Annotated in this window: 25 protein-coding genes and 2 pseudogenes; 9 read left to right on the top strand and 18 right to left on the bottom strand. The window is 67.5% G+C overall.

From position 1 onward, the window contains the following. Positions 1-6: 6 nt before the first annotated feature. Entirely contained in the window at positions 7-576 is a 570-nt protein-coding gene (ppa, locus tag DI605_RS00675) for an inorganic diphosphatase (protein ID WP_293967833.1), read from the bottom strand. A gap of 112 nt (positions 577-688) precedes the next feature. Between ppa and hisS the strand changes: the two genes are divergently transcribed. The 5 genes from hisS (at position 689) to DI605_RS00650 (ending at position 5429) form a co-directional block, all read left to right on the top strand. After that, positions 689-1966 (top strand): histidine--tRNA ligase, encoded by a 1278-nt coding sequence (gene hisS / locus DI605_RS00670; protein ID WP_293967830.1) that lies wholly within the window; start codon positions 689-691, stop codon positions 1964-1966. Further along, positions 1963-3045: a peptide chain release factor 1 gene (prfA, locus tag DI605_RS00665; protein WP_293967828.1), complete on the top strand. Its 1083-nt coding sequence runs from the start codon at positions 1963-1965 to the stop codon at positions 3043-3045. The genes hisS and prfA overlap by 4 nt, the downstream gene beginning before the upstream one ends. A gap of 24 nt (positions 3046-3069) precedes the next feature. Beyond that, positions 3070-3456, top strand: coding sequence for a hypothetical protein (locus tag DI605_RS00660; RefSeq protein WP_293967825.1), 387 nt, complete (start codon positions 3070-3072; stop codon positions 3454-3456). A 50-nt stretch (positions 3457-3506) separates the two neighbouring features. Beyond that, on the top strand, positions 3507-4316 hold the full coding sequence (gene prmC, locus DI605_RS00655; protein WP_293968850.1) for a peptide chain release factor N(5)-glutamine methyltransferase: 810 nt from the start codon (positions 3507-3509) through the stop codon (positions 4314-4316). Positions 4317-4646: 330 nt separating this feature from the next. Next, entirely contained in the window at positions 4647-5429 is a 783-nt protein-coding gene (locus DI605_RS00650) for a DUF4167 domain-containing protein (RefSeq protein ID WP_367120013.1), read from the top strand. Positions 5430-5527: 98 nt separating this feature from the next. On the opposite strand, the gene fliR is transcribed toward DI605_RS00650, so the two are convergent. The 16 genes from fliR to DI605_RS00570 form a co-directional block, all read right to left on the bottom strand. Beyond that, positions 5528-6310: a flagellar biosynthetic protein FliR gene (gene fliR, locus DI605_RS00645; protein ID WP_293967820.1), complete on the bottom strand. Its 783-nt coding sequence runs from the start codon at positions 6308-6310 to the stop codon at positions 5528-5530. A 103-nt stretch (positions 6311-6413) separates the two neighbouring features. Beyond that, a complete protein-coding gene (gene fliQ / locus DI605_RS00640) occupies positions 6414-6692 on the bottom strand; it encodes a flagellar biosynthesis protein FliQ (RefSeq protein WP_293967818.1) in 279 nt (92 codons plus the stop codon). Positions 6693-6750: 58 nt separating this feature from the next. Beyond that, complete coding sequence (fliP, locus tag DI605_RS00635; protein ID WP_293968848.1) at positions 6751-7524, bottom strand: flagellar type III secretion system pore protein FliP; 774 nt, start codon at positions 7522-7524, stop codon at positions 6751-6753. A gap of 130 nt (positions 7525-7654) precedes the next feature. After that, on the bottom strand, positions 7655-7936 hold the full coding sequence (locus tag DI605_RS00630; RefSeq protein ID WP_293967815.1) for a flagellar biosynthetic protein FliO: 282 nt from the start codon (positions 7934-7936) through the stop codon (positions 7655-7657). Next, positions 7933-8253 (bottom strand): flagellar motor switch protein FliN, encoded by a 321-nt coding sequence (gene fliN / locus DI605_RS00625; RefSeq protein WP_293967813.1) that lies wholly within the window; start codon positions 8251-8253, stop codon positions 7933-7935. The genes DI605_RS00630 and fliN overlap by 4 nt, the downstream gene beginning before the upstream one ends. Positions 8254-8256: 3 nt before the next feature. After that, positions 8257-9216, bottom strand: a complete 960-nt coding sequence (locus DI605_RS00620) for a flagellar motor switch protein FliM (protein ID WP_293967810.1) — start codon at positions 9214-9216, stop codon at positions 8257-8259. Then, complete coding sequence (gene fliL / locus DI605_RS00615) at positions 9213-9857, bottom strand: flagellar basal body-associated protein FliL (protein WP_293967807.1); 645 nt, start codon at positions 9855-9857, stop codon at positions 9213-9215. The genes DI605_RS00620 and fliL overlap by 4 nt, the downstream gene beginning before the upstream one ends. Positions 9858-9869: 12 nt before the next feature. Continuing rightward, positions 9870-11291: a flagellar hook-length control protein FliK gene (locus DI605_RS00610; RefSeq protein ID WP_293967804.1), complete on the bottom strand. Its 1422-nt coding sequence runs from the start codon at positions 11289-11291 to the stop codon at positions 9870-9872. Further along, positions 11284-11706: a hypothetical protein gene (locus DI605_RS00605; protein ID WP_293967801.1), complete on the bottom strand. Its 423-nt coding sequence runs from the start codon at positions 11704-11706 to the stop codon at positions 11284-11286. Before DI605_RS00605 ends, DI605_RS00610 begins: the two co-directional genes overlap by 8 nt. Beyond that, entirely contained in the window at positions 11703-12977 is a 1275-nt protein-coding gene (locus DI605_RS00600) for a FliI/YscN family ATPase (RefSeq protein ID WP_293968846.1), read from the bottom strand. Before DI605_RS00600 ends, DI605_RS00605 begins: the two co-directional genes overlap by 4 nt. A gap of 252 nt (positions 12978-13229) precedes the next feature. After that, a complete protein-coding gene (lepB, locus tag DI605_RS00595; protein WP_293967799.1) occupies positions 13230-14168 on the bottom strand; it encodes a signal peptidase I in 939 nt (312 codons plus the stop codon). Positions 14169-14333: 165 nt separating this feature from the next. After that, positions 14334-14999 (bottom strand): FliH/SctL family protein, encoded by a 666-nt coding sequence (locus DI605_RS00590; protein ID WP_293967796.1) that lies wholly within the window; start codon positions 14997-14999, stop codon positions 14334-14336. Beyond that, positions 14992-16050 carry a flagellar motor switch protein FliG gene (fliG, locus tag DI605_RS00585; protein WP_293967794.1) on the bottom strand — a complete coding sequence of 353 codons (1059 nt, stop codon included), beginning with the start codon at positions 16048-16050 and terminating at the stop codon, positions 14992-14994. Before fliG ends, DI605_RS00590 begins: the two co-directional genes overlap by 8 nt. Positions 16051-16056: 6 nt before the next feature. Then, positions 16057-17823, bottom strand: a complete 1767-nt coding sequence (fliF, locus tag DI605_RS00580; RefSeq protein ID WP_293967792.1) for a flagellar basal-body MS-ring/collar protein FliF — start codon at positions 17821-17823, stop codon at positions 16057-16059. Between the two features lies 1 nt (position 17824). Further along, positions 17825-18184, bottom strand: a complete 360-nt coding sequence (gene fliE, locus DI605_RS00575; RefSeq protein ID WP_293967789.1) for a flagellar hook-basal body complex protein FliE — start codon at positions 18182-18184, stop codon at positions 17825-17827. A gap of 8 nt (positions 18185-18192) precedes the next feature. Further along, positions 18193-19431, bottom strand: a complete 1239-nt coding sequence (locus tag DI605_RS00570; RefSeq protein WP_293968844.1) for a sigma 54-interacting transcriptional regulator — start codon at positions 19429-19431, stop codon at positions 18193-18195. A gap of 333 nt (positions 19432-19764) precedes the next feature. Between DI605_RS00570 and DI605_RS00565 the strand changes: the two are divergent. Then, positions 19765-20169, top strand: a pseudogene (locus DI605_RS00565) (flagellin protein FlaA); the annotation flags it as partial. Between the two features lie 942 nt (positions 20170-21111). Next, a pseudogene (locus DI605_RS00560) lies at positions 21112-21375 on the top strand (flagellin); the annotation flags it as partial. 125 nt (positions 21376-21500) lie between these two features. On the opposite strand, the gene DI605_RS00555 reads toward DI605_RS00560, so the two are convergent. Then, positions 21501-21764 (bottom strand): hypothetical protein, encoded by a 264-nt coding sequence (locus DI605_RS00555; RefSeq protein ID WP_367120012.1) that lies wholly within the window; start codon positions 21762-21764, stop codon positions 21501-21503. A gap of 71 nt (positions 21765-21835) precedes the next feature. Here DI605_RS00555 and DI605_RS00550 point away from each other — a divergent pair, with 71 nt between their 5' ends. Together DI605_RS00550 and DI605_RS00545 are read left to right on the top strand one after the other, a co-directional pair. Beyond that, the gene (locus DI605_RS00550) at positions 21836-23098 is read left to right on the top strand and encodes an aminotransferase class V-fold PLP-dependent enzyme (protein ID WP_293967787.1); all 1263 of its coding nucleotides are present in this window, start codon (positions 21836-21838) and stop codon (positions 23096-23098) included. Between the two features lie 22 nt (positions 23099-23120). Then, positions 23121-23585: a GreA/GreB family elongation factor gene (locus DI605_RS00545; protein WP_293967784.1), complete on the top strand. Its 465-nt coding sequence runs from the start codon at positions 23121-23123 to the stop codon at positions 23583-23585. Positions 23586-23606 lie beyond the last annotated feature (21 nt).

The raw sequence follows: 23606 nt of genomic DNA, 5'->3' as shown, positions 1-23606 counted from the left end.
GCCGGATCAAAGCTGCTTGGCGCCCGCGTCGGTGCCGGTCTCGGCCTTCTTCTTGGCGGCCAGCTCGATCGCCTCGATGATGATCTGCTTCGCTTCGGCCGTATCGCCCCAGGCGCCGATACGGACCCACTTCTTCTTCTCCAGATCCTTGTAATGGGTGAAGAAGTGCTCGATCTGCTGCATCACGATCTCGGGCAGATCGCCCTTTTCCTCGACATCGTGATAATAAGGGAAGGTGGAGTCCGTGGGCACGCAGACGAGCTTCTCGTCACCGCCGGCCTCGTCTTCCAGCTTCAGCACCGCGATCGGGCGTGCGCGGACGACACAGCCCGGAATGAAGGGCGAGCGCGAGATGACGAGCGCGTCGAGCGGATCGCCGTCCGGCGAAAGCGTGTGCGGCACGAAGCCGTAATTCGCCGGATAGCGCATCGGCGTGTGCAGGATGCGATCGACGAAGAGCGCACCGGATTTCTTGTCGAACTCATATTTGATCGGCTCGCCCCCGGTGGGCACTTCGATCACGACATTGAGTTCGTGCGGCGGGTTGGAACCCGTGGGGATGAGATCGATGTTCATAGCGAGCGGGGGTCGTAATGGTGCGGCGCAGCAGGGGCAAGCCGCTTCTCGACTAAGACTTTTTGGCGACAGGTGACGCCCGCCCGGCAATTCTCTATCTGCGCGCGCAGATATGGCGAAGATCGAGACACCGAAGGCCGTGCGCGGCACCCAGAGTATGTTGGGCGAGGAGGCGCAGCGCTTCGCGAAGGTCGTGGAGACGTTCGAACGCGTGCGCCGTCTCTACGGATTCGGCCGGGTGGAAGTGCCCGTGTTCGAGGCGACCGCCGTCTTCTCGCGGTCGCTCGGCGAGACGACCGATGTCGTCTCCAAGGAGATGTACACGTTCGAGGATCGCGGCGGCGACAGCCTCACGCTGCGCCCCGAATTCACGGCGGGCATCGCGCGGGCCTACCTTACCGAGGGGTGGCAGCAATATGCGCCGCTGAAGGTGGGCACGCACGGGCCGCTCTTTCGCTACGAACGCCCGCAGAAGGGGCGCTTCCGCCAGTTTCACCAGCTGGACGCCGAAGTGATCGGCGCGGCGGAACCCCAGGCTGACATCGAACTGCTCTCTTTCGCGGATAACCTGTTGCGCGAACTGGGCGTGGCCGATGGTGTGACACTGCAACTGAACACGCTGGGCGATTCGGAAACACGCGAGGCGTGGCGAAAGGCGCTGGTCGCGCATTTCGAGGGCGCGAAGGATGCGCTATCCGAAGAGAGCGTCGCGCGGCTGGCGAAGAATCCGCTGCGCATCCTGGACAGCAAGGATCCGCGCGACCGGCCGGTGGCGGATGCCGCGCCGAGCATCGATGCCTATATGTCGAGGGAGGCGGGCGCCTTCTTCGAGGCGGTCGAGAAAGGCCTGCAGGCGGCCGGTGTCGCGTATCAGCGTAATGCGCGGCTGGTGCGCGGCCTCGATTATTACCGCCACACCGCCTTCGAATTCGTCACGGATCGGCTGGGCGCGCAGGGCACGGTGCTGGGCGGCGGGCGATATGACGGGCTGATCGAGACCTTGGGCGGCCCGCATACGCCGGCCGTGGGCTGGGCGGCCGGGATCGAGCGTTTGGCGATGCTGATCGATGTGCCGGCGCGCGATACGCCTGTGTTCGCGGTATTGGCAGATACTCCCGCCGACGAAATCCACGCCGCGACCGTTACGCGCAAGCTTCGCGAGGCGGGATGCGAGGTCAACAATGGTTATGCGACCAAGGTGAAGCGAAAGGCGGAACTGGCCCGGAAAGCGCGCGTCGATGCGATGGTATATGTTCGCGGTGTGCCGGGTGAACTGGTACGCCTGAATGTAAGCGTACCGGAAAACAGTGCCTTTTCCGCTGGGCAGCTTGACGCAATCGTGCGTGCGGTCATCACAGATGACGTGCTTAGGACGCTCACTGTTTCATGATCACCATACCCCTCGAACGCATCCGCCAGATCGAGGCGCGACGCGACGAACTCGCGGCGCAGATGTCGCGTGGTGATCTCGCGGCGGATCAGTTCGTGCGGCTTTCCAAGGATTATGCCGAGCTGGAGCCGGTGGCGCAGGCCGCCTCCGAAGTGCGACGCTATCGGCAGGAGCTGGATGCCCTCTCCTACATGATCGAGGATGAGGAGGCCGATCCCGAGTTGAAGAGCATGGCCGGCGAGGAACTGGCCGATCTGAAGGACAAGCTGGTCGCGGCGGACCGCCGGCTCGCGCTCGCGCTGCTGCCCAAGGATGCGGCGGACGAGCGCTCCGCCATCCTCGAAATCCGCGCCGGCACGGGCGGGGACGAGGCGGCCCTGTTCGCGGGCGATCTCTTCCGGATGTATCAGCGCTATGCCGACGATCGCGGCTGGCGGGTGGAAATGATGTCCGCCTCCACCGCCGAAATGGGCGGTTTCAAGGAAGTGGTCGCCGCGATCACCGGTGCGGGCGTGTTCGCCAGGCTGAAGTTCGAGAGCGGGGTGCATCGCGTGCAGCGCGTGCCCGTCACCGAAAGCGGCGGGCGCATCCATACCTCCGCCGCCACCGTGGCCGTGCTGCCCGAGGCCGAGGAGGTGGACGTGCAGATCGCGGACAAGGATCTGCGGATCGACGTCTATCGCTCGTCCGGCCCCGGTGGCCAATCCGTCAACACCACGGATTCGGCGGTGCGGATCACGCATCTGCCCACGGGCACGGTGGTGATCCAGCAGGACGAGAAATCGCAGCACAAGAACAAGGAAAAGGCGATGAAAGTGCTGCGCGCCCGCCTTTACGAGGCCGAGCGCGAGCGGCTGGCGAACGAGCGTTCGGGCGCCCGCAAATCCATGGTGGGTTCAGGCGACCGGAGCGAGCGTATCCGCACCTACAATTTCCCGCAGGGGCGCGTGACCGATCATCGCATCAACCTGACGCTGCATCGCCTGCCCGAAATCCTGGAGGGCGGCGGGCTGGAGGAACTCGTCTCCGCGCTGATCGCGGAGGACGAGGCCGAGCGGCTGGCGCTGCTCTCGGAATGAATTTGGGGGTATGACGTCGGAATCATGCCACTCCTGCTGATCCTCGCGCTGGCGATGGCGGATCCGCCGACCGAGCCGATCGCGGCGGCGGGCGCGGAGGTGCGCCAGAAGATCGTGGAGGCGATCCGCAACTGCCCGGACAATAAGGGGGAGGAAATCGTCGTCTGCTCCAGGGATCGCGGCATCGCCGAATCCTATCGCCTGCCCAAACTGGATCCGCGCTACGCCGATGCGGAGCCGAAGCTGAAGACCACGCAGGAGGCGCTGGACGGCACGGGCGACGGTGGCTTCGGATCGTGCGGCGCGGTCGGCATCGGCGCCGGCACGGGCTGCGCGCTTCGGGATTATAACGCCTGGGGGGACTGGAAACGCCGCCAGCGCGCCGCGCGGCAGGCCCAGGGCGGGCGGTGACGCGGATAGTGACGAGCACGGTGACGAGCCCTGGCGAGGGGCGGCCGCTGATGACTGTCGACGGCGCGCTGCGGGATGCGGCCGCGCGGCTTTCCGGGATCAGCCCCACCGCGCGGCTGGATGCCGAGCTGCTGATGGCCCATGCGCTGGGCATCGATCGCGGCGGGCTGCTGCTGGGCGATCGCGGTGGCGCGGCGCCCGATGCGTTCGCCGGCTATGTGGCGCGGCGGGCGGCGCGGGAGCCCGTGGCCTATATCACCGGCCGGCGTGATTTCTGGACGATCAGCCTGGCGGTGACGCCCGACGTGCTGATCCCCCGGCCGGACAGCGAGACGCTGATCGAGGCGGCGATCGATCATTTCGCCGGCCGCGCGCCGCCGGCCCGTATCCTGGATCTGGGCACGGGATCGGGCGCGCTGCTGCTCGCGGCGCTTGCCGAATGGCCGGAGGCGACGGGCGTCGGCGTCGATATCTCCGCGCCCGCGCTGGCGGTGGCACGGGCCAATGCGGCGGCGCTGGGCTTTTCCGGACGCGCGCATTTCGTGGAGGGCGGATGGCGGGGCGATGCGCGGGCCGATCTCGTCCTGTGCAACCCCCCCTATATCGGCACGGACGAGGCGTTGCCCGCGGGCGTGACGGATTATGAGCCGGCCGGCGCCTTGTGGGCGGGTGCGGACGGGCTGGACGATTATCGCGCGATCGCGCCGTTGCTGGATTTCGCGGAAGGCGGCGTCGCCGTAATCGAGATCGGCATCGGGCAGGGCGAATCGGCCGCCCGCCTGTTTCGCGATGCCGGCTTCGCGGTGGCCGTTCGCCGCGATCTGGAAGGGCGGAATCGTGCCCTTGTCGTCACGCGCTGAAACAATCGCGTCGCATTGCGGCAAATCACGATTTCTTACGCTTCGTTAACCCTGTTTCCCCTTGTGGAGAGGGCGGTGAGCCATTACATGGGCGGGCAGGACATGGGTGAGCCAGCAGCGTGAAGCGCAGCTTTCCCCAACCCCAAACCTCCAGGCTAGGCCGTCCCTTCGGCGTCTCGGCAGTGTGAGTGACCATGGTGTGCCGTTCGCACGCCATCGGCCTGGGCTTGGGCTGTTATTCCGGGCGGGATGCCCGGAACCGATCTTCCGGGAAGGGCCCGGAATGGGAGTGGTAACGACCACCAGTGACTGAAGGATCAGGCGAAGTTGATGAATAATCGTCAGAACGGCCGCAGGCGCGGCCGTGGCGGTCAGCAGGCGCGCAATGGTCAGCCGGGCAGCCAGGATCGCGGGAATCGTATCGATAATCGCGCGCGCGGCAATGCCGCCCAGCTTCTCGAAAAGTATAAGAGCCTTGCGCGCGACGCCCAGATGGCCGGCGACCGCGTGAACACCGAATATTATCTGCAGTTCGCGGATCATTATTTCCGCGTGCTGGCGGAAAGCCGCAGCCGCTTCGAGGAGCAGCGCCCGCAGCAGGCGCGCCACGAGAATTTCCGCGACGATTTCCAGGATGGCGACGACGAGCAGGAAGGCCAGAACGGCTTCGACCAGCGCGCCGAGGGCCAGAATGGCTGGAATGACGGCGAGGATGAACGTCCGCGCCAGGATGAGCGCCAGCGCCAGCAGGATCGTCCGCGTCGCTTCGAGCGCCAGGAGCGCAACGAGCAGCGCGCCGAGCCGCGTGGCGAACGCGCCGCCGAGGGCAACGATCAGCCCGCCGCCGTGGCCGAGGATGCAGCGCCGCGCGGCGAGCGCCGCCCGCGCCGTGAGCGTGCGCCGCGCACCGGCCAGGCACCGCGCGCCGAAGCGGGCGAGGCAGAGCCTTCCGAGCGGATCGAGGTGGATCGCCTGCCGGCCGGCTTCGCCACCATCCCGGCCGCGCCTGTCGCCGCCGATCAGGGCGAGGCCGGCGAGGTGGAGGCACCCCGCCCCCGCCGCCCGCGCGCGCCCCGCAAGCCCAAGGCGGAAACAGCCACCGTCGACGCCTGAACGCCTGCGCGAGACAGAGGAGGGAGCGGCTTTCGGGTCGCTCCCTTTTTTGTGCCCGCGCGCCTTGGCCTCGCCGCATTGGCGCGACGCGCCGCCGGCTATTTCCCGCCGGCGATCCTGCGCGCTTCGTCCAGCCCGGCATTGATCGAGGCGATGATGCCGTCGCCCATGCTGGGAGCCGCGATCGCCATCAGCACGAGGCCGGCAAGGAGGGTGGCGGGCAGGCCGACCGCGAACAGGTTCATCGCGGGTGCCGAGCGCGAGAGCATCCCCATCACGATCTGCACCAGGATCAGCGCGAAGCCCACGGGCAGCGCGATCGAGAGGCCGGCCGCGAACAGATCGCCCCCGAACATGACGAGCCCGCGCAGGCTTTCCGACGCGGGCATGGCCGCGCCCACGGGCAGCGCGCGATAGCTGTCCACGATGATCGTCGCGAGGCTGAGATGGCCGCCGATCGACAGGAACAGGAAGGTGGCGACGATCGAGAGGAACTGGCCGAGCGCGGGGCTGCCCGATCCCGAATGCGGATCGATCATCTGCGCGAAGCCGAGGCCCATCGTGTTGCCGATCGTCTCGCCCGCCAGCAGCGCCGACGAAAAGCCGATCTGCACGGCGAAGCCGAGTGCGAGGCCCGCCATCACCTCCCCGATCACCAGCACGACGCCTGCGACCGAGGTGACCCCGTCCGGCGGCAGCTGGAACGGAACCGCCATCAGCCCGGCCATGCCGACGGCGAGGCTGACGACGAGGCGAAGCTGCACCGGCACCGAGGCCATGCCGAAGATGGGCGCGGCGAAGAAGGCCGCACCCGGCCGGATCATCGCCACCAGCCAGAGCCAGAGCTGATCCTCGACATGTTCGAAGCCCTGCGGGAACATCAGCCGGCCATGCCCCGGCCGGCGCGGGAGCGTGGGGCCGCGGGCGGATCGCCGGGGAAGCGGGGCGCCCGCATGCGCGGGGGCACGGCCGCGCAGGCGCGCCTCATCGCACCAGATCGGGGATGCGGGCGAAGATATCGCGCGTGAAATCCGCGATCAGATAGAGGATCGCGCCGCCAAACAGCGCGAGCGCGATGCCGACGATGATGAGCTTGGGGACGAAGGACAAGGTCTGCTCGTTGATCGAGGTGGCGGCCTGGATCATGCCGAGGATCAGGCCCGCCGCCAGCGCCGGAATCAGGATCGGCGAGGCGGCCAGCGCGAGGATCCACAGCGCCTGCTGCGCGACGCCGATGAAATAATCGGGCGATGCGGGCTCCATCAGCCTCTCCCGTTCGCGAAGGGCGCGGCATGCCCGCGCACGCACCCGGGCCGCACGTTCACGTCTGGAAACTCGCGGCGAGGCTGCCCATCGTCAGCGCCCAGCCATCGACCAGCACGAACAGCAGCAGCTTGAACGGCATCGAGATGATCGAGGGCGAGAGCATCATCATGCCGAGCGCCATCAGCGTGGAGGCGACGACGAGATCGATGATGAGGAAGGGCAGGAAGATCAGGAAGCCGATCTGGAAGGCGGTCTTCAGTTCGGAGGTGACGAAGGCTGGCAGCAGGATCGAGAAGGGCACTTCTTCGGGCCGGTTGAACTTGGGCGCCTTGCCCATGTCCGCGAAGAGCTTGAGATCCGTCTGGCGCGTCTGCTTGATCATGAAGCCATGCAGCACGTTGCCCGATCGCGCGATCGCCTCCTCGATCGGGATCTGGCCCGCGCCATAGGGGCGATAGGCGCTCTGCGTGATCTGATCGATCGCGGGGCGCATCACGAACATCGAGAGGAAGAGGGCGAGGCCGACCAGCACCTGATTGGGCGGCGTCTGTTGCAGGCCCAGCGCCTGCCGCAGGATCGAGAGGACGATGATGATGCGCGTGAAGCTCGTCATCATCAGCACCAGCGACGGCAGCACCGTCAGCAGGCTCATCAGCAGCAGGATCTGCAGGCTGAGCGACAGCGGCTGGCCGGTGCCGCCGATCGTGCGCATGGCGCGATCGAGGCCACCCGAGGGATTGGGGGGCGGCGCGGGCGGGGTGATGCCGGGCGCGGCCTGCGCCAGCGCCGGATGGGCGAGGATCAGCGCAAGGAAAAAGGCGAGTGCCAGAAGAAGCCCGGCCTTGAGCGCTCCGCGTCTTGCGGGCGACGTGGAAGAGCGGGTTGCCAGCGTTGCACCGGGTGCCGGCGCTTCGAGGCGCTCGGCACGAACGGCGGAGCGGAGAGCCCACTCCGGCACGTTACTCGCCATCCGGCACCACGAAGGTGGGGGCGTCGGTCTCGGCGATCTTGTCGACCCGCCCGCGCGAGACGGCGAGGAGATAGCGTTTGCCCGCGAATTCCACGACGGCGAGCCGGCTCAGCGGCCCCATCGGCATCGCATCCACGATGCGGATGGCGCGCTCGCGCTGGCCGAAGGCCAGGCCCGGCTGGAAGCGGCGGTAGAGCCACAGCGAAAGGAAGGCGAGGCCGCCCACCAGAGGCACCAGCAATAACAGCCGGGCCAGGTATTCCAGCATCATTTCCGGCGTTCGAGTCCTCCCAGTCGCGCCTCGGCGGCCACGACATCGACGACCCTTATGCCGAACTTGCCACCCACAGTCACCACCTCGCCGCGCGCGACGAGCGTGCCGTTGACGAGGATGTCCAGCAATTCGTTGGCGGCGCGATCCAGCTCCACCACGGAGCCTTCCGCCAGATCCATCAGCTCAGCCAGCTTCAGGCTGGTGGAGCCCACCTCGACCGACAGGCGCAGCGGAATATCCGCCAGCAGCCGATAGTTACGGCCGGCGAGCGCCGATTCCGAGCTCATCGTCGGGGCTTCCATCATGTCGCTCATCATTCAACCTACTCTTTCGACTAGCATAGCGGCGCGCCCATCCTGTTCGCCGATCTGCCCTTCCGCGACGGTGCGGTTGGCGATCAGCAGGGGGGTACGCGGCAATATCTGGATCGGGATCACGTCGCCCGGCTTCAGCGTCATCAGCTGCGCGACCGAGATTTCCGGCCGGGCGAGGATGCTGCGCACAGGCAATTGCACTTCCGCGAGCGAGGCGGCGAGCATCGAGCGCCAGGCCGTGTTGCCCGAGGGCGCCTCGTCATGCACGCGCTTCGACATCTGCTCCTCGATCGGCCGCAGCATGGCGAGCGGATAGAGGACGGTGATCGTGGCCGGCTGGCCTTCCGTCGGCGTGATCGTGAAATTCTGGACGACCACCTGATCGTCGGGGCGCACGAAGCGGATATGAAAGCGGCTCGTCTCGCGCTGGGCCAGCATCGCCTCGACCGGCATGATATCGCGCCATGCCTCGACGAGGAGGCCGGAGACCTTTTCCAGCAGGCGGGCGAGCAGCAATTCCTCGCTTGCGGAAAATTCCATCCGCTTGCTGGCGTTTGGCTGCGGGCCGCTATGCCCGCCATAGAAACGCTCGATCAGCGCGGCGACGAAATCGGCGGGCACGGCGATCAGCATGCCGCCCTTCATCGGCTGCAGCCGGTAATGGCTGAGGCTGATGAGGTTGGGCTGCGCTTCCAGCCAATCGTCGAAGGCGCGCGTCGTGAGTGGCACGACGGAAACCTGCGTGCGCACCTGGACGAAAGGCTCGATCACGGTGCGCAGCGAGCGGGCGATCTTCTCGCCCATCCGCTCAAGGCCGCTCAGGCGCTCGGCCGGGCGGAAACTGTCGCTGCCCAGCGCGAAAGCGCGCACCTCGGGGCCGTGGCGCGGCGCTTCGTCCGTCCCTTCCGAGAGGATGTCCGCGCTGCCCATCGACGAGAAAGGATCGCCGGCGGCGTCGGTCATTGGATGATGAAGCTCGTGAAGAAGACGTCGGCGACACCGCCAAAGCCCTCATTCTGTTTCAGCGTCTGGTTGATCGAATCGCGCAGCTGCTTGCGCAGTTCCGATTTGCCCTGCGGCGTGCTGAGCGCCTCGGCATGCTGCTGGCCCAGCACCTGCAGGATCGCCGAGCGCACCGGCATGTCGGCCGCCTTGAGATTGTTGACCACCTTCATGTCGTAGAAGGTGGAGACGCCGATGCCCACCTGCAGGAAACCGTCCGTATCCGCCAGGTTCGACGTGAACGGCTGCTCCATCGCATAATAGGTCGCCTGATATTGCGAGGGATCGGGATTGGCCGGTTCCGGGCCGGTATCGGGCGTGCCGCCGCCGCCGGAGATATTGCTCTTCTCGCCGCCGCCCTCACCGTGGCCGCCGCCCTCGCCGCCGCCTTCGGAATGGCCGTCCTCGCTCTTCAGCATCAGCTTTGGGCGATTCGGATCTTCCTTCTTCTCATGCGCGCCGCCGCCGGATTTGCCGGCAGCCCACAGGCCCGCGCCCGCGCCGCCGCCCACCAGCACGAGCGGCAGCACGCCGAACATCACCAGCTTCTTGACCAGTCCGCCCTTCTTCTTGGGCTTCGGATCGGCGGGGGCGTCGCTCATGCCTTACATTCCCTACGCATAAAGATCGGATCGGCTGCCGGCCTGGCTGGCCGGCGCCGTCTCATCCGCTTCTGCGGGATTAAGGTTAACAAATGTCTGATCGCGGGATGGATCGCGCTGCGATTGCCCTTGCGCGAGGCTGGAAAAGGAGGACGCGCCCCCCTGCTGGCCCGACGAACCCGCGCCGGAGCCGCCGAGGTCCACGCTCGTTTCCCGCAGGGTGAGCCCCTGCGCGCGCGCTTCGGCGGCGAGTCGCGGCTGGGCATCCTGCAGCATCGCGCGGCCGGCCTCCGTATCGGCGCTCAGGCGGATCGAGGCACCGTCGGCGCTGTGCGCGATATGGACGGTGAGGCTGCCCAGATGGTGCGGATCGAGGCGGAAACTGAGCGAGCCATCCTTGCCGGCCGTCGCGGCGATATCGCGCGCCAGCGTATCCAGCCACTGGCCATCCTGCGCGACCGAAAGCTCGCGCGTGACGGCCGCATCCGTTGCGGGCGCGGCGGGGCCGGCGGCGCCGGCATCCTGCGTCGCGCCGGTCGTCTGGACGGAGGGGGAGAAAAGCGCGGCCGCCGGATCCGGGGTGGCCGTGAGCGGATCCTTCGATCGATCGGCGGTAGCGACTGTCGCTTCCGCGACCGAAGCGGTGGAGGCGGCGTGGGTGGGGGCCTGCGCATCGCGCGATACGGCGTTGCGGATCGCGGCCAGCACTTGCTGGTCGGCTGCCGAGGGGGCCGCCTTGGCGGTGTCGGTTGTGCCGGCCTTGGCGGCCGCTGCCGCCGTCTGGTTCCCTTCTGCGGTCGCGGCCGGGGCGACGCCCGCGAAAAGGCGCGCGGCGATGCCGGCAAAGCGGGTGGAACGGGCCTGCGTCGAGGAATCGGCGGCGGGCTGGCTGTCCGCCTCGGCCGTCGCGGCGTCCGCCGGCATGCCCTTCGTGGCCGTGCCGATCGCGCGCGCACCTGTTGTGGTGGGATCGACGGCTGCCGTCGCGGTGGTGGTCGTCGCCGGCGCTGCCGTCGCAACCGGCACGGCCACGGCCGGAGGCGGCGGCGCGAGCGCCAGCATCATGGCCAGCTGCGGATCATCCTTGCCCTCCGCATCATCCGAACCATCGTCCTTCGGCGCATCGCCCGTCTCTTCGCCGTCCTGCTCCAGAACGGGCAGGGTTTCCGGCGCGGCCGGTGTCGCAGGCGCGGGCGTCTTCGTGGCGGGCGTGCCGGCGATGGCGACTGGCACCGGAATCGGCGGCGTGGTCGTGTCCGGGGTGGCGGTCGCCGGATCGGTCGCGGGGGCGAGCGAGGCAAGCAGGGCCGCGAACGGATCGGGCGCGCCATCGGCGGACGCCGCTGTGGAGCCCGCGGCCGGCGACGTGCTGGTGCCGGGCGTGGCGGGTGCGGCCGTGGGGGGCGCGATCGAAAGGGTCGCGATATCAGTCATTCCCGGCTTCCTTGCGACGCGGGCGGAAGGACGCCGCCATCCGCTCCTCGATCATCTTGTGCATTTCCGCGACGGCGCGGACCTGCAGCCGCTCGGCGCTTTCGCGTGCGATGTGGGCGCCGATCCGCTCCTGCGAGCGCAGTTCCACGGCTTCCTTCGCCGAACCGATCGCCTTGCTGAGGCCGTGGCGCACGTCATCCAGCCGCATCGCCAGTTCGCGCGCATTGCCAAGCGCGGCGCCGCTGGTGATCCCCGCTTCGCCCGAGAGGCTGGCGCGCAGGGTTTGCAGCCGATCGGCATTGCCTTCGAGCTGCACGAGCTTGCTCTCGGCCTGCGCGGCGGCGCCGACTGCCTGGAGATGCTGGACCCGGCGGACGCGGGCGATTCGGGCGCGTTGAGCGGCTAGGGACTTCATGAGCCGAAGTTTGCGATCAATGTGGTAACCGAGTCGTTAAGCGAAACGAGTTCTTTCTGCCCCTGGCGCACGAAATCGAGGATGACCGGCATGTGCGCGATCGCGGCATCGATCATCGGATCGGAACCCTGGCGATAGGCGCCCATCAGGATGAGATCGCGATTCTCATCATAGGTGGACCACAGGCGGCGCAGCGTGCGCGCCGCATCCTGCTGCTCCGGGCCGGTAATGTCGGACATGACGCGCGACAGGGATTTGCCGACATGGATGGCGGGGAAGACGCCCTGTTCGGCCAGGCTGCGCGCGAGCACGATATGCCCGTCCACGATGGCGCGCGCCGTATCCACGATCGGATCGTCGGTGGTGTCGTCGCCATCCGCCAGCACGGTATAGAGCGCGGTGATCGATCCGCCGGTGCGCGAATCGGCGCCGGCGCGCTCGCACAGGCGCGGGATCAGGCCGAGCGCGGAAGGCGGATAGCCCTTCATCGTGGGCGGCTCGCCCAGCGACAGGCCGATCTCGCGCTGGGCATGGGCGACGCGCGTGAGCGAATCGATCAGCAGCAGCACGCGCTTGCCCTGATCGCGGAAATATTCGGCGATGGCGGTGGCGCGCATCGCGGCGCGCAGGCGCAGGATCGGCGGATGATCGGCGGGCACGGCGACAACCGCCGTCTTGGCGCGCACATCGCCGCCGAGCTTGGTTTCGAGAAAGTCGGAGACTTCGCGGCTGCGCTCGCCGACCAGGCCCACCACGATCACGTCGGCCTCCGCCCCGGCGAGGATCTGCCCCATCAGCACCGATTTGCCGACGCCGGAGCCCGCGACGATCGCGATGCGCTGGCCCACGCCCGCCGTGAGCAAGGCGTTGATCGCGCGCACGCCGGTATCGAACGGCTCGGTCACGCGCGCGCGATCCAGCGGGTTGGCGCGCGTGCCGGCGAGCGGCCAGCGGCCCTTGGTGACGATCGGGCCGAGCCCGTCGAGCGGATTGCCGAGCGCATCCACCACGCGGCCGAGCAGGCCCTCGCCCACATCCACCGTGGTGCCGCGCCGATCGGGCTCCACGCGCGCGCCGGCCGAATGGGGCGCATCGGCGTCCAGCGCCATCAGCAGCGTGCGATCGCCGCGAAAGCCGACCACCTCGGCCAGCGCGGCGCGGCCATCCGCATCGATCACGCGGGCATTGGAGCCCACCGGTTCCTGAAAGCCGGTCGCCTCCAGCATCAGCCCGTCATAGGAAGCGAGCCGGCCGATGCGGCGCGGGCTCATATGGCCGATGTCCAGGCTTTCCAGAATCTGGGCCGCGCGCGCGGCGATGCTGGCGGGGGCGGGGCCGGAAGGGGCGGTGGAGCTGTGCATGCGGATCCGCTTCTGACGGCAAATCCTTAAAAAGAGGGTTAAGGCGGATTAAGCCCGGGAGGCTGGCCGCTCCGATATGGCGGCTGTTGGTGGTTAAGCGACGGCGGCTTTCGGGCCGCTGTTGCATCTTGGAAAGCCCGATTGGGGTAACCGGGCAAGCTGCTAATGATCGAACCGAGTTCCGATTTTATCGTGATCGTCGCTCCAGTAGATGTACATGGCCCTGCCAACGAGAGCATTCAGAGGCACCATGCCGACTCCACCCAATGATCGGGGGACACGACTATCAGCCGAAAAATCTCTATTGTCACCCAATACAAAAAAATGATCCTCAGGAACAAGAGTCTGCTCCATATTATCGAATTCGAAGGTGCCGGCGTCGAATATATCGTGCGGGTAAGTCTCTCCCGGCAAGCGCTCGATCAATATTAAAACGGGCTTCTCTACTCCATAACCTCTGAATATCTTTGATCCATGCGGGGTCCGTGTTGCGGGCTGTCCATTCACGATCGGCACGCCGTTCCGCATGGCAATCCGATCCCCTTCGATCGCAGCGATGCGACTTATCCGAACACCGTCTGGTCCCCTAAAGAGAACAACCTCTCCGCGTCTCAGCGGCCCCCGCCACCGCATATCAGCTATAACTTTGTCATTCTTTGCGGCGGTTGGAGCCATGCTATCGGACGGTAGATAATAGCCCTTATAGAAGTTCTGCATTAGCGGTGGCATGAATTGCATCAGAAGAAGAACAGAAACTGCGATGGCCAGGATCGAATACCAATGAGACCACCACTTTAGAGGTGCTCGTACCCTGCTTCTGGTCCAAGTCAGGGTGATAGGTATGAGGTAGAGTGCCGCTAGCGAGATAAAAGTCAGAACAAGTGCGATCGTCGCGCTAAAATATCCGACGATGGGGAAATTTCCCTGACCGAACACGAACAGGATAACGACGACGAATGGAGCGAATAGCAGCGGTACGCCCGTCCGCCAGTCGTTCAAACGAATAAGGCCGAGGCCAGGGGTTATCAGGTTTAACGCCACGATCCCTATTCGGGCCAAAAACCCGCGTCTTTTGGAGCGATCGATAACAGCGTCGTCCATGGCTCGCCCCTTCCGTGCGCCGCTTGTATGACTGGTATTTGGGGCTGGATAAAGACTCCCTCAGTTTCGCAACTGGGGTGCAGGCCGCTACTCGGTCCAACCCGAGGATCGGCATATATCGCACCTGTCCTCGGGCACCAGTCACAGGCCGCCGCGCGCTTTCGGTCAGCGGCGGCTGCTCATCGCATCCAGCAGGGTGCGCAGTTTTTCCATGCGGATGGCGGGGCCATCCTCGATCCAGCCGGTGGCGGTTTCGGCGACGACCGAGCCTTCGGCGATCGTGGGATCGGCGACGAGCTTCAGATCGGGGCGCAACCCTTCGATGCGGGCAACATCGGCCGGATTGAGCCGCAGCCTGGCCGGGGCGCCATCCTCCGCGATCATGGCGGCGACGGTATTGGTGCGCTCGGCCAGCAGATCGGTGTCGATCGCGGCGGCTTCGCCCACCACCTGGCGGACGAGCCGCGAGACGGTTTCGGAAAGCAGGCGGGCGAGATCGGCGGGCGGCTCCGCGCCGACGCCGGCCAGCGCGGCAGCGAGGCGATCGAACGCCGCATGCTCGGTTTCCAGCGCGGCGAGCGCGGTGCGATGCCCCTCGTCAAAGCCCTGAGCATAGGCCTCGGCGCGCTGCGCCTCGCTGTCATCGATGGCGTCGGCCGGGCCTTCCGGCTGGGGCGGGCTCGGCTCGCTGGCCCAGGCGGAGAAGCCCGAACCGCCATTGCCGGAGGGCGTGGCGGTGAAGCGCCTCGGCGCGGGACGCGTCCATACCGGCACGGCCGGCGCATCGGCAAAGGCGCTGTTATTGGCGAGAAAGCCCGACATATCAGACATAATCGTCGTCCTTGCCGCCAAGATTGATCGTGCCTTCGCTGGCGAGGCGGCGGGCGATGGAGAGCATTTCCTTCTGCGCTTCCTGCACCTCCGCCAGACGCATCGGGCCGCGATCCGCGATCGAATCCTGGATCGACTGGGCCGCGCGGCTGGACATGCAGCCGAACATCTTGGCCTTGAGCGCCTCGCTCGCGCCCTTGAGCGAGACGACCAGCACGTCGCTCTCCACGGTGCGCAGCAGCGTGCCGAGGCTCTTGTCGTCAAGCGACATGAGATTGTCGAAGACGAACATCTCGTCCTCGATCGTGCGGGCGAGATTCTTGTCGAGCTTCTGCAGCGCCTTGAGGATGCGGCTCTCGGCGGCCTTGCGGCTGTTGTTGACGATCTGCGCGGCCTCGCTGGTGCCGCCGCGGCGGGTGGCGGCGCCGGACTTGGGCTGCGAAACCGGGCGGAGCAGCAGGCGCTCCACATCCTGCAACGCTTCCGAGCTGATCGGCCCCAGCGTAGCGACGCGGTGGATGAGCTGCGGCTGGAGATCCTCCGGCATCTGCTGGAGCACGTCGGCCGCGATCGGCGGCTCGAGATGGGCGAGCACGACGGCGATCAGCTGCGGATGCTCATTCTCGATCAGCAGCGCAATGGTCATCGGATCCATCCACTTCAGCGCATCGAGGCTGGGTCCGCGCGTGGGCGGCGTGATGCGATCGAGGATCGTGCCGGCGCGCTCGGGGCCGAGCGCGCGCTCCATCATGCCCTTGATCTGCTGATCTGCGGCATAGCCGATCGTGGTGCGCGTCTTGGCACGGTTCACGAATTCGTCGAGAACGCCGTTCACCTCGCGCTCGGACACGTCCGTGACGTGGAACATCGCGCCGCCGAGATGCTCCACCTCGGGCGGATCGAGCCGGCCGAGCACCTCGGCGGCTTCCTGCTCGCCAAGCAGCATCAGCAGGATCGCGGCGGCCTGGCTGCCGGTGGGAGTGGGTACGCCCGAGGCGCCCGACGCGGCGGAGCCGGTGCCGAAGGCGAGCGGTCCCTGAGGTTCGGCCATGGCGGTTTATCCGTTCTGCGCGGCGCCGGGCATGTCGGCGCGGATGAGATCGCGAACCACCAGCGCGGCGCGCGCGGGATCCTGGCGGACGAAGTTGCGGATCAGCGCGGCACGATCCGTATAGCCGGGCGCGGCCTCGATCATGTCGAGCGTCACCGGGCGGGTGGGATCGGCGGCGGCCTCCGATGCGATCGCGGCCGCGATCTCGCGCTGGATTTCGGGGCTGGGCGGCGTGGTGGCGTCCAGCGATCCGGCGATGCCCGGCATGGTGCCGGCGGAGCCGGCCGCGCCCGCCTTCGCCGCCTTGCCGCCGCGCTTCATCAGCGGCTTGGCGATGCCGAAGAAGACGAGCAGCGCGATCAGCAGCGCCGATCCGTTGCGGGCGGCGATCGAAACCCACGAGGCCTCGTACCATTTCGCGGCATTGTCGTTGGCGGCGATGTCGGCGAAGGCGCGGCTGGAAAGCGCGAACTGGTCGCCACGCTGCTGATCGAAGCCGACGGCACCCTTCACGAGCTGCTCGATCTGGGCCAGCTCGGCGACGCTGCGGGGCTTGGCGCCCTGCTTCAGGGCGACGGCGACCGACAGGCGCTTGATCGTGCCGACCGGATTGCGGGTGACGGACACTTCGCGGCCCAGCTCGAACGTGCGGTTATAGGTTTCGCTCGTCTTGCCCATGTCGGCCGCGGCGGTGGTGCCGGGCTGCGCGCCGGGCACCTGGCCGGCGGGCGGCTGCACCTGGCCCGGAGGCGTGGCGGTGACCTGCGCGGTCGTCGGCGGCTGATTGGCGATCGCGCCGGGGATGCCGCCGGCCTGGCCGTTGCCGGCCTGATCCTTGTTCCAGCCGCCGGCCTCGGCCTTCAGCGCGGCCGTGTCCTTGGGATAGCTTTCGCGCGTCGCCTGCACCTCCGCGAAATCCAGATCGGTGTGGACCTCGGCGGTGAAGCCGTCCGCGCCCACCAGCGGCGTCAGCAGCTTGGTGATCGCATCGATATAGCGCTGCTCGGTCCGCTGCTGCAGCTCCAGCTGGCGATCGCCGGTGGCATCACCGCCCTGGCGCGACAGCAGCCGGCCGGCCTGATCGACCACCGAAACATGATCCGGGGACAGGCCCGGGACGGAAGCCGCGACGAGATTGACGATCGCCTGCACCTGGCCGTCCGAAAGCGCGCGCCCCTGGCGAAGGCGCAGCATGACGGAGGCGGCCGCCGGTGACTGATCGCGCACGAACACGCTCGGCTGCTCCACGGCGAGGTGGACCTTGGCGGTGTCGACCGCGTCGATCGCCTCGATCGTGCGGGCCAGATCCATTTCGCGCGCGCCCCGCAGGCGCTCGCCTTCCACTGCGCGGCTGGCGCCCATCGGCAGGGCCGAGATCACGCTGTCGCCGTCGGGCGCGCTCTTGGGCAGGCCGGCCTGGGCCAGCAGCATCTTGGCACGATAATAATCATTTTCGGAAACGGTGACGGCGCCGGTGCCGCGATCGATCTGATATTTGATCCCCCCGCTGGTCAGCTGATCGGCGACGGCGGCCTTGTCCGCATCGCCCAGCCCGGCGAACAGATCGCGCTGCGGGCCGGTCGCGAACGTCATCCAGGCGGCGAAGGCGATCGCCAGCGCGCCGAGGATGCCCACCATCGGCAGGCTCTTCGCCACGGCGGGCTGGCGCGCGAAGCCGCGGATGCGCTCCAGCACGTTGCCGGCATCGGGGATCGCCGCCGGAAGGCGGTTGGCGGCGGAGGCCGCGACGGGGAGGGTTGCTGCGTCGCTCATATCAGACCGGCATGCTCATGATGTCCTTGTACGCGGACAGAAGTTTGTTGCGGACCTGCAGCGTCGCCTGGAAGCCGACCGAGGCATGCTCGCGGGAGAGCATGACCTGGGCGATGTCCGTGGTTTCGCCACGCTCGTAGGAATTGGTGACGGCCTCGGCCTTCGACTGGAGGCCGTTCACCTGCTCCAGCGCGCTCTTCATCGCGCCGGTGAAGCCGGTGGAGTCGGTGGTGGGGGCGATGCCGCCGACCGGCGAGGTGCCGCCGACGCCGCCAGCGCCGGCGGCTTTCTGCAGCGCGCTGTTCTGCTGGAGGATGGCGCTGCGCATGGCCAGCAGGGAGGATGGGGTGATGCTCGTCATCGTTCAGCTCAGGCGGCCTGACGGCGCAGATCGGCGAGGCGATAGCGCAGCGTCCGTTCGGAAATGCCGAGGCGCTCGGCCGCGCGCAGGCGATGGCCGCCGCATGCTTCCAGCGCTTCCTCGATCGCGGCGGCTTCGGAAGAGCGCGCGGCATCGGCCAGGCGGACCGGGCTCCGCGACGTGGCGGGAGCGAAACGCCGCTCGCGCGCCTCGGGGCGGACGACCTGCGCGGCGGCAGCCAGCGTGCCGGCCTCGATCGCCAGATCATCGGCCTCGATACGGTCGCCACGACGCAGCAGCATCGCGCGCTGGAGGACATTTTCCAGCTCGCGCACATTGCCCGGCCAGCCATGCGCCATCAGGCGATCCAGCGCGGCGTTGGTGGGCCAGGGGAAAGCCTCGCCTTCCTCGATGTGGCGCAGCATCAGCGTGGCCGTGATCGCGCGCACGTCGAGCCGGCGCTGCGAGAGCGGTTTCAGCATCAGCGGCATCACGTTCAGACGCCAGTAGAGATCGGCGCGGAAGCGGCCCTCGGCGACTTCCTCGGCCAGCTCGCGGTTGGCGGCGGCGACGACGCGCACATTGACGGCGATCGGCCTGGTCGCGCCCACCGGCAGAACCTCGCGCTCCTGGAGCGCGCGCAGCAGCTTGGCCTGCAGCGGCAGCGGCAGTTCGGCCACCTCGTCCAGCAGCAGGGTGCCGCCCTCGGCGGCGCGGAACAGGCCCTCGGATGCGGTGCCCGCGCCGGTGAAGCTGCCCTTGGCATGGCCGAACAGCATCGCTTCCAGCATGGTTTCCGGCAGCGCGGCGCAATTGACCGCCACGAACGGGCCATCGGCACGCTTCGAGCAGGCATGGATGAAGCGGGCGATGCCCTCCTTGCCGGTGCCCGTTTCGCCAAGGACGAGCACGGTCGCGTCGCTCTTCGCGATGCGCGATGCCAGCGTGAGGAAGGCGGCGCTTTCGGGTTCGCCGGCGGCGGGGCGATCGGCCGGACGGATCAGCTCGGCGATCAGCGCATGGCCGAAGGCGGCATCCGTCATGCCGAACTGGATCTCGGCGGGGCGGCCATTGGCGGCGGCCCTGTAGGAAGGCTGGCCGTCCGCGATCGTGACGATCAGGTCACGGTGGCGGGCATGGGCACGTTCTGAAACATCCAGGATGCGGATCTGATCGCGCGGAGCCGGTGCCGCCGCGTCGATGCGGACCACGGCCAATCCGACGCCGGACAGCCATGCCGCCAGCATCGGATTGGCCCGGCCCGCGCCCTCGCTCAACCCTGTCTCGACCATCAGCCAAAGCCCTCGTGAACCATTTCGGGAGGTGGATCTCCTCCCTCGTGAAGGCTGGTTACACCCGAATTAACTATCAAATCCTTAAAGGCACCCGCGTGTTATGCGGGCACGCGATGCGCGGCCCGTGCGTGAGCGCGACGGAAACCGTGCTTCCCGGCGCCCCCGAGACCCCTCCGAAAAAATTCTGGTTAAAGCCCCGGCGACGACGGTCGTTATCCGGTTTCGAGGCGGCAAGGACACTCCCCTGTCCGACGCCTGGGATTAAGCGGGGAAAGGAACCAACCTGTGACTGTGATCAACACCAACATCGCGGCGCTCCGGGCGCAGGCTGGCTCGAACGCCGCCTCGTCCATGACGCAAACCGCCATGGAGCGCCTGTCGACTGGCAAGCGCATCAACTCTGCCAAGGACGACGCCGCCGGCCTCGCCATCTCCAGCCGCATGACCTCCACGGTCCGCGGTCTGGCGGTTGCGGTCCGCAACGCCAATGACGGCATCAGCCTCGCCCAGACGGCGGAAGGCGCGCTCGGCCAGGTCACCAACATGCTGCAGCGCATGAAGGAACTGGCTGTCCAGTCGGCCAACGGCACGCTGGGCGACTCCGAACGTGCGGCGCTCCAGAACGAGACCTCGCAGCTCCTGTCGCAGGTCAACGACATCGCGAAGACGACGAACTTCAACGGCATCAGCCTGCTCGACAGCAAGGACAAGACCGTCACGCTGCAGACCGGCACCAATGCCAGCGACACCGTGCAGATCAGCCTGGGCTCGGTTTCGACCACGACGCTCGGCCTGGCCGGTGCGCAGCTCGTCACGGGCCGCGTCGGCGGCGGCACCGCGATCACGACCGGCCTGCAGATCAACGGCACGGCCGTCTTCGCCTCGGCGACCACGGTGGGCACGGCCAAGGATCTGGCCGACGCGATCAACAGCAACAACGCCCTGGGCGTCACCGCGACGGCGACCAACAGCGTGAGCAGCTCCGCGCTGTCCGGCTCGATCGCCAGCGGCACGATCAACGGCAAGGCGATTGCCGGTGCGCAGAGCGCCGCCGATCTTGTGTCGACGATCAACAACAACGCCGACACCTATGGCGTCACCGCCAAGCTGAACGACGACAACACGATCACGCTGTCCAACACCGATGGCTCGGACATCAGCACGGCCGGCGGCGCGTTCGGCACGAACACCAACGTTCACGGCTATGTCTCGCTGAACAACAATGACGGCTCTGCCCTCTCCGTTGCCAGCGCCACGGCCACCGATCTGTCGCAGCTCGGCCTGAATGCCTCGAACGGCGTGGCTTTCACCGGCGCGACGCTGACCGGCACCGACCTTGCCGCGACGAGCCTGAAGATCAACGGCACGACGATCGACATCGCCGCCGGCACCGGCGGTGAAACGGCGGCGGCCTATGTGACCCGTGCGATCGGCCTGATCAACGCCCAGACGGCCAACACCGGCGTCATCGCCGGCGCGGATACGGCCGGCACGGCGCTGACGCTGACGTCCGACAACGGCAAGCAGGTCCAGGTGACCGGTGGCGCCAACATCGGCTTCAACGACCAGGGTGGTTCGGGCAACGAAGGCACGGGCGTCGATCTCTCGACCGCCGCCAGCGCCTCCCGCTCGCTCGCCATGATCGACAAGGCGCTCGACACGGTTTCGGCCAAGCGCGGTGATCTCGGCGCGATCCAGAACCGCCTGGAAGTGACCGTCAACAACCTGACCACCTCGTCGACGAACCTGCAGGACGCCCGTTCGCGGATCGAGGACGCCGATTTCTCGGCGGAAACGACCAACCTCGCCAAGTCGCAGATCCTCTCGCAGGCCGCGACCGCGATGCTGGCCCAGGCCAATCAGAGCTCTCAGAACGTTCTGAGCCTGCTTCGGTAAGCCCTGAACTCACCTTCGGGCTGACCTAGCCCCCGGCGCTCCCTCCCCTCGGCGCCGGGGGCTTACTTTTTTAGGGCAGGCCCCGCCGGAATGCGGGTCGGCCGGCGGCGGGCACCGCTTCGGCCTCAGAAAATGCCGAAGCCCATCCACAGGCGCACGATCCCGACGAGGACCACCGCCAGATTGAGCAGCCGCCCCGAATTGTGGCTCGACAGCAGCCCCAGCACGAGGCCCACCAGCGCGACCGGCACGATCAGCCAGTACATCCAGCCGAGAAAAGGCAGGAAGGCGAGCAGCGCCGCCGGCAATGTGATCAGCCCGATGAGCAGGGACAACAGGTTCATGGCGCGGATATTGGCATTGCCGGGCGTATTATCAAGATACAACACCGGGGCGTAAAAAGCCCCATGTTCCGCGCCATTTCGCGCTGCTAGCCTTTGCGCGGGCGAATGCGGGGGCGATGATGGCGGATGGAATGGACGATATGGGCGCGGGCGTCACGCGCCGGGGTCTGTTGCGGGGTGCGGCGCTGGCTGCGGCGGCGGCGCCTGCCGCGGTTTCGGCGGCGGCCGGGCGCGCGCCGGGCGCGGGCCTGCGCGGCGAATTGCTGCTCGATCCCGGGCTGCTCTATTTCAACGCGGCCAATATCGCGCCCACCTTCCGCGGCGTGATCGACGTGCAGGAAAAGGAGTTGCGCGCGTTCCAGGCCAATCCCTCGCGCGAATATCGCGAGAAATATCCGGTCGCGGCCGATCGCCTGCGCGCACGGCTGGGCAAGAGGCTGGGCGTGACGGCCGAGGAGATCGCGCTGCTGCGCAACAGCAGCGAGGCCAATACCGTCGCGGTGCTCGGGCTGGACCTGAAGCCCGGGGACGAAGTGATCGTGACCGAGCATAATCACCAGTCGACGCTGGACAGCTGGAAGCTTCGCGCCCGGCGCGAGGGGCTGGCGCTCAAGGTGCTGCCCACGCCTCATGCGGCCACGTCGCCGCAGGCGGTGGCGGATGATTTCGCGCGCGCCGCCAGCCCACGCACGAAGGCGATCTTCCTGAGCCACGTCACCAACGTAACCGGCCTGCTCTATCCGATCCCGGCGATCGCGGAGGTGGCGCGGAAATCCGGCGCGTGGCTGCACGTGGATGGCGCCCAGACCTTCGGCTGGATGCGGCTCGACCTGCCGGCACTCGGCGTCGATTCCTATGCGGGCAGCACGCACAAATGGATGATGGGGCCGCTGGAGGCGGGGCTGCTCCATGTGCGGCGCGATCGGCAGGACGCGCTCAACCCGACGATGCTGAGCCACGGCTACTGGCTCACCGACACGCGCAACATGGAAACCGCGCAGCGCTACGAGATATTGGGCCAGCGCGACGATCCCAAGCTGGAGGCGGTGGAGGCCGCGCTCGATCGGCTGGATGCGCTGGGCGAAGGCTGGATTGAGAGCGAGACGCGCGCGCGGGCGGCGGAGATGCGGCGGATTCTGGCGGGCGTGAAGGGTGCGAAGCTGGTCGGCAGCGGCGATCCGGCACTGTCCGGCGCGATCATCACCGTCGCCTTTCCGGGGCGGGACGTGGGCGCGATGCGGGCCAGGCTGTGGAAGGAGCACAGGCTCGCCTGCGCGCAGGCCGCCGCCGGAGGGGATGCGCTGATCCGCTTTTCGCCCCATATCTATAATAGCCGCGACGAAATGGAGCGCGTGGCCGATCTGCTCGTTCGGGCATGATGATCGTCAGGAGAGAGATTCAGTGAGCGTGGCCTTTCGTCGCGAGAGCGACGAGGAACATCTGGAGCCGAAATTCGAGCTGCCCATCCCGCCCGGCGCCAATCCGGTGACCGAGCGCGGCTATCGCCTGATCGAGGCGCAGGTGACGAAGCTGGAGGCCGCCGTGCAGGCGGAGGCGGACGAGGATGCGCGCAAGGGCATTGCGCGCGAGCTGCGCTACTGGCGCAGCCGGCTCGCCTCCGCCGAGATCGTTTCCCCGCGCGAAAGCGAGGAAGCCCTGTTCGGATCGCGCGTGCGCTTCCGCCTGAACGGGCGCGAACAGGAGATCGTGATCGTCGGCTATGACGAGGCGGATCGCGCCGACGGCACCGTATCGCAGGATGCGCCGCTCGCCCGCGCGCTGATCGGTGCGGCGGAAGGCGACGTGCTGGCCTTTGCCGGACGCGAGGATGCGATCGAAGTGCTGGAGGTGGGATTGGCGCGCTGATTTAGCGCGAACGGGGTTGGC

It is taken from the genome of Sphingomonas sp., from assembly GCF_003248515.1.
In the GTDB taxonomy this organism is placed as follows: domain Bacteria; phylum Pseudomonadota; class Alphaproteobacteria; order Sphingomonadales; family Sphingomonadaceae; genus Sphingomonas_I.
The sequence above is the reverse complement of the archived record's forward strand: the minus strand, read 5'-3'. Positions and strand labels throughout refer to the sequence as shown.

What these genes read in the sequence shown, in the direction of transcription:
- ppa (WP_293967833.1), bottom strand. Translation starts at nt 576, where the DNA reads ATGAACATCGATCTCATCCCCACGGGTTCCAACCCGCCGCACGAACTC.
- hisS (WP_293967830.1), top strand. Translation starts at nt 689, where the DNA reads ATGGCGAAGATCGAGACACCGAAGGCCGTGCGCGGCACCCAGAGTATG.
- prfA (WP_293967828.1), top strand. Translation starts at nt 1,963, where the DNA reads ATGATCACCATACCCCTCGAACGCATCCGCCAGATCGAGGCGCGACGC.
- DI605_RS00660 (WP_293967825.1), top strand. Translation starts at nt 3,070, where the DNA reads ATGCCACTCCTGCTGATCCTCGCGCTGGCGATGGCGGATCCGCCGACC.
- prmC (WP_293968850.1), top strand. Translation starts at nt 3,507, where the DNA reads ATGACTGTCGACGGCGCGCTGCGGGATGCGGCCGCGCGGCTTTCCGGG.
- DI605_RS00650 (WP_367120013.1), top strand. Translation starts at nt 4,647, where the DNA reads ATGAATAATCGTCAGAACGGCCGCAGGCGCGGCCGTGGCGGTCAGCAG.
- fliR (WP_293967820.1), bottom strand. Translation starts at nt 6,310, where the DNA reads ATGTTCCCGCAGGGCTTCGAACATGTCGAGGATCAGCTCTGGCTCTGG.
- fliQ (WP_293967818.1), bottom strand. Translation starts at nt 6,692, where the DNA reads ATGGAGCCCGCATCGCCCGATTATTTCATCGGCGTCGCGCAGCAGGCG.
- DI605_RS00630 (WP_293967815.1), bottom strand. Translation starts at nt 7,936, where the DNA reads ATGATGCTGGAATACCTGGCCCGGCTGTTATTGCTGGTGCCTCTGGTG.
- fliN (WP_293967813.1), bottom strand. Translation starts at nt 8,253, where the DNA reads ATGAGCGACATGATGGAAGCCCCGACGATGAGCTCGGAATCGGCGCTC.
- DI605_RS00620 (WP_293967810.1), bottom strand. Translation starts at nt 9,216, where the DNA reads ATGACCGACGCCGCCGGCGATCCTTTCTCGTCGATGGGCAGCGCGGAC.
- fliL (WP_293967807.1), bottom strand. Translation starts at nt 9,857, where the DNA reads ATGAGCGACGCCCCCGCCGATCCGAAGCCCAAGAAGAAGGGCGGACTG.
- DI605_RS00610 (WP_293967804.1), bottom strand. Translation starts at nt 11,291, where the DNA reads ATGACTGATATCGCGACCCTTTCGATCGCGCCCCCCACGGCCGCACCC.
- DI605_RS00605 (WP_293967801.1), bottom strand. Translation starts at nt 11,706, where the DNA reads ATGAAGTCCCTAGCCGCTCAACGCGCCCGAATCGCCCGCGTCCGCCGG.
- DI605_RS00600 (WP_293968846.1), bottom strand. Translation starts at nt 12,977, where the DNA reads ATGAGCCCGCGCCGCATCGGCCGGCTCGCTTCCTATGACGGGCTGATG.
- lepB (WP_293967799.1), bottom strand. Translation starts at nt 14,168, where the DNA reads ATGGACGACGCTGTTATCGATCGCTCCAAAAGACGCGGGTTTTTGGCC.
- DI605_RS00590 (WP_293967796.1), bottom strand. Translation starts at nt 14,999, where the DNA reads ATGTCTGATATGTCGGGCTTTCTCGCCAATAACAGCGCCTTTGCCGAT.
- fliG (WP_293967794.1), bottom strand. Translation starts at nt 16,050, where the DNA reads ATGGCCGAACCTCAGGGACCGCTCGCCTTCGGCACCGGCTCCGCCGCG.
- fliF (WP_293967792.1), bottom strand. Translation starts at nt 17,823, where the DNA reads ATGAGCGACGCAGCAACCCTCCCCGTCGCGGCCTCCGCCGCCAACCGC.
- fliE (WP_293967789.1), bottom strand. Translation starts at nt 18,184, where the DNA reads ATGACGAGCATCACCCCATCCTCCCTGCTGGCCATGCGCAGCGCCATC.
- DI605_RS00570 (WP_293968844.1), bottom strand. Translation starts at nt 19,431, where the DNA reads ATGCTGGCGGCATGGCTGTCCGGCGTCGGATTGGCCGTGGTCCGCATC.
- DI605_RS00550 (WP_293967787.1), top strand. Translation starts at nt 21,836, where the DNA reads ATGATGGCGGATGGAATGGACGATATGGGCGCGGGCGTCACGCGCCGG.